Raw genomic sequence first — 3,126 nt, 5'->3', positions numbered from 1 at the left:
CGCGAATAGTGCCAGCGTCCGATGAACGGGATATCGGGGTAGGGTTGGTTGTCTCTCACTAAGCCGGGTTCCTGCACCGCGCCCTTCAATTTGGGCGCATGCCGGGCAGTATTTCAAGCTTCCATTGCGGTTTTGCGACTGCGGCGCATCAGCGCGGCGTGGCTGTCAGCGGGAGGAGAGCGGCTTCTTCACGACCTTCAGCAAAGCGCGCTGGATGATCTCGTTGCCGGCGACGACCGAGCCGTTGTCGAGCATGTCCTGGCCGCCATCCATGTCGGAGACGAAGCCGCCCGCCTCGCGGATCAAAAGCAGCCCGGCGGCGATGTCCCAGGCCGACAGGCCGGTTTCCCAGAAGCCATCCATGCGGCCGGCGGCGACATAGGCGAGATCGAGCGATGCGGAGCCGAGGCGGCGGACGCCGGAAACCTCGGCCATGACATTGCGCAGTTCGACCAGGAAATTGCCGTGGTGGCCGCGGCCGAGATGCGGCATGCCGCAGCCGATCACGGTGTCGACCAGCTTGATGCGGCCGGCGACGCGCAAGCGGCGGTCGTTCATGAAGGCGCCGCCCCCGCGTTCGCAGGTGTAGAGTTCGTCCATCGCCGGATTGTAGATGACGCCGGCGACGATCTGGCCCTGGCGCTCCAGCGCGATCGAAACGGCAAAGAGCGGAATGCCGTGCAGGAAATTGGTGGTGCCGTCGAGCGGGTCGACGATCCAGCGATGCTGGCCGTCGTCGCCTTCAACCACGCCGCGCTCTTCCATCAGGAAGGAATAGCCGGGCCGAGCCTTGGACAATTCGGCAAAGACGATGTCCTCTGCCTTGCGGTCGGCCTGGCTGACATAATCGCCGGGGCCCTTCATCGAGACCTGCAGGTTCTGCACCTCGCCGAAGTCGCGCGACAGCGAGCGGCCGGCCTTCATTGCGGCCTGGACCATGACGTTGAGAAGGGCTGAGCGTGCCATAGTGCTTTTTCCCGGTGCTGCGCTTTAAATTCTGCCTCGATGCATGTCGGTGACCCGGAACCCGGCCACTTCTGGGCGACATGCGTCAGTCGGCGCGGCGCACGTAAGTGATTTCGTTGGTGTCGACGATGATGCGCTCGCCGGCGCCGATGAAGGGCGGCACCAGGACGCGGATGCCGTTCTCCAGGATCGCCGGCTTGTAGGACGATGCCGCCGTCTGACCCTTCACCACCGGGTCGGCCTCGGTGATGGTCAGCGTCACATAGTCGGGCAGCGAAATGCCGATCGGCCGCTCTTCGTAGAGCTGGACCGTCACCATCATGCCGTCCTGCAGGAAGGCGGCGCGATCGCCGACGAAGTCCTTGTTCAATTCGAGCTGCTCGTAGCTCTGGGTGTCCATGAACACCAGTGCGTCTTCCTGCGCGTAAAGGAAGGAAAAATCCTTCAGGTCGAGCCGGATCTGTTCGACGGTCTCGGCCGAGCGGAAGCGCTCGTTGAGCTTGGTGCCGTTGATGAGGTTCTTCAGTTCGACCTGATTGTAGGCGCCGCCCTTGCCGGGCTTGACGGTGTTGGTCCTGACCGCCACCCAAAGCCCGCCATCATGCTCGATGACATAGCCGGGACGGATTTCGTTGCCATTGATCTTGGCCATGATGAGATGATCCGGAATGATGCCAACGGCCACGCCGTCGGTATGGATGTTCGCTGGGAAAGCGATTTCGGGCTCCCAAGACCACAAATCGCCAGAAGAGGCAAGGGAGCGGGCAGGTCGGTGCCAGGCGAGGGGAGCCGAGGTTACACTTGCGATGACCGCGAGAACCGCCGTCAAGGCAGCCGGTTGGCCTTCTGCAGCGCCTGCTTGGTCTGGTCGTCGTCCAGCCCCTGCAGGAAGTCGTCCATCTGTGGGTCGATGAGGCCGGCACGGCGGGCGACGACGTACCAGGCGCCGGCAAGCACAAGGTCCGGATCAGTGCCGATGCCTTGCATATAGAGCTTGGCCAGGCGGTTCTGGGCGGCGACATTGCCGCCCTCCGCCGCCTGCTTCATCCAGCCGAAGGCGGATTTCAGGTCGCGCGCACCGCCGCGGCCTTCGATCATCCAGGCGGCGAGATCGATCTGCGCGGTGTCGTAGTTCTGCCTTGCGGCCTGCGCCAGCAGGCGCCTTGCCTGGGCGTCGTCACGTGGCTTGCCACCGACACCGTTGGCGTAGATCTGCGACATTGCATATTGCGCGTCCGCGAGGCCGGTCGCGGCGGCGCGCTCATAGTAGGAAACCGCCTTGGCCATGCCGGCGTCGCCGGGGTCCTGCTGGACCAGCATCTGCGCGAAATTGAATTGCGCCAGCCGGTTGCCGGCTTCGGCGGCGGCCTGCATCAAGGCGTAGGCCTCTTTTCCATCCTTTTTGACGTAGCGGCCGTCGAGCAGCATCAGCGCATACTGGAACTGCGATTCCGGCACACCCTGTTCGGCGGCCAGCGCGTACCATTTCGCCGCTTGCGCCGAATTGACCGGCACACCGAGCCCCCGCGACAGGATCTCGGCCACCAAGGTCTGCGCCGCCGGATCGCCGTTTTGCGCCCGGACCAATGCCAGATTGTAAGCTGTCTTGTAGAGACCGCGCTGGAAGGCGCCATAGGCCGCGTCGGCGGGTTTTGCGCCGAAGCGGTCGGGATTGACCGTGTCGGCCGACGGCAGCGGCGCGGGCTCGGCCGTGGTAGCGGGCTGCGGCAACGGCTTGTCGATCGGCTTGTCGGTGTGGACGCCGATTTCCGGCTTGGGCTGCGGCAGGGGGATGGTCTCCGCGGCGGCAGCCTGGACCATCAGCACCGCAAGCAGAGCCTGGAGGGGAAGCGTCGCCGAGGACATTTCAGTCCTCGAAGCGCGGCGCGGTCTCGTCGAGCAGCGCGTTGGCGGTGGCGACCGCTGTCCTGGGATCGGTGCCGTCGGCAAACACGGCGCTCGACAGCGCCACGAATTCAGCGCCGGTGGCGCCCACCGCTTCGACCGAGGCGATGTCGGATCCGGCCATGACGATGCAAGGGATCTGGATCATGTCCGCCCACCATGCGCCGAGCGACAGGTTGCGCGGGTGCGGTTCGGGCTTGTTGTCGTAACCGAAGCGGCCGAAGAAGATGTAGTCTGGCCGCGTCTCGCCAAGCT

4 protein-coding genes are annotated in these 3,126 nt (G+C 64.7%); all 4 read right to left on the bottom strand.

Features of this window, described 5'->3' with window-relative positions; genetic code table 11:
• Positions 1-165: 165 nt before the first annotated feature.
• On the bottom strand, positions 166-966 hold the full coding sequence (locus tag EN939_RS27275) for an inositol monophosphatase family protein (RefSeq protein ID WP_013529126.1): 801 nt from the start codon (positions 964-966) through the stop codon (positions 166-168).
• 85 nt (positions 967-1,051) lie between these two features.
• Positions 1,052-1,618, bottom strand: a complete 567-nt coding sequence (gene efp, locus EN939_RS27270; RefSeq protein ID WP_013529127.1) for an elongation factor P — start codon at positions 1,616-1,618, stop codon at positions 1,052-1,054.
• Between the two features lie 173 nt (positions 1,619-1,791).
• Positions 1,792-2,832, bottom strand: coding sequence for a tetratricopeptide repeat protein (locus EN939_RS27265; RefSeq protein ID WP_127270840.1), 1,041 nt, complete (start codon positions 2,830-2,832; stop codon positions 1,792-1,794).
• Position 2,833: 1 nt separating this feature from the next.
• On the bottom strand, positions 2,834-3,126 hold a 293-nt coding region (locus EN939_RS27260; protein ID WP_206528347.1), incomplete at its 5' end, for a thiamine phosphate synthase.

The sequence above is a fragment of the Mesorhizobium sp. M7A.F.Ca.CA.002.05.1.1 genome, from assembly GCF_003998335.1.
Lineage (GTDB): Bacteria > Pseudomonadota > Alphaproteobacteria > Rhizobiales > Rhizobiaceae > Mesorhizobium.
Note: the sequence above shows the minus strand (reverse complement) of the source record. Positions and strands in the feature narration are given on the sequence as shown.

Bases quoted from the DNA above. Each gene is read 5' to 3' on its own strand.
- EN939_RS27275 (WP_013529126.1), bottom strand. From the start codon at position 966: ATGGCACGCTCAGCCCTTCTCAACGTCATGGTCCAGGCCGCAATGAAG.
- efp (WP_013529127.1), bottom strand. From the start codon at position 1,618: ATGGCCAAGATCAATGGCAACGAAATCCGTCCCGGCTATGTCATCGAG.
- EN939_RS27265 (WP_127270840.1), bottom strand. From the start codon at position 2,832: ATGTCCTCGGCGACGCTTCCCCTCCAGGCTCTGCTTGCGGTGCTGATG.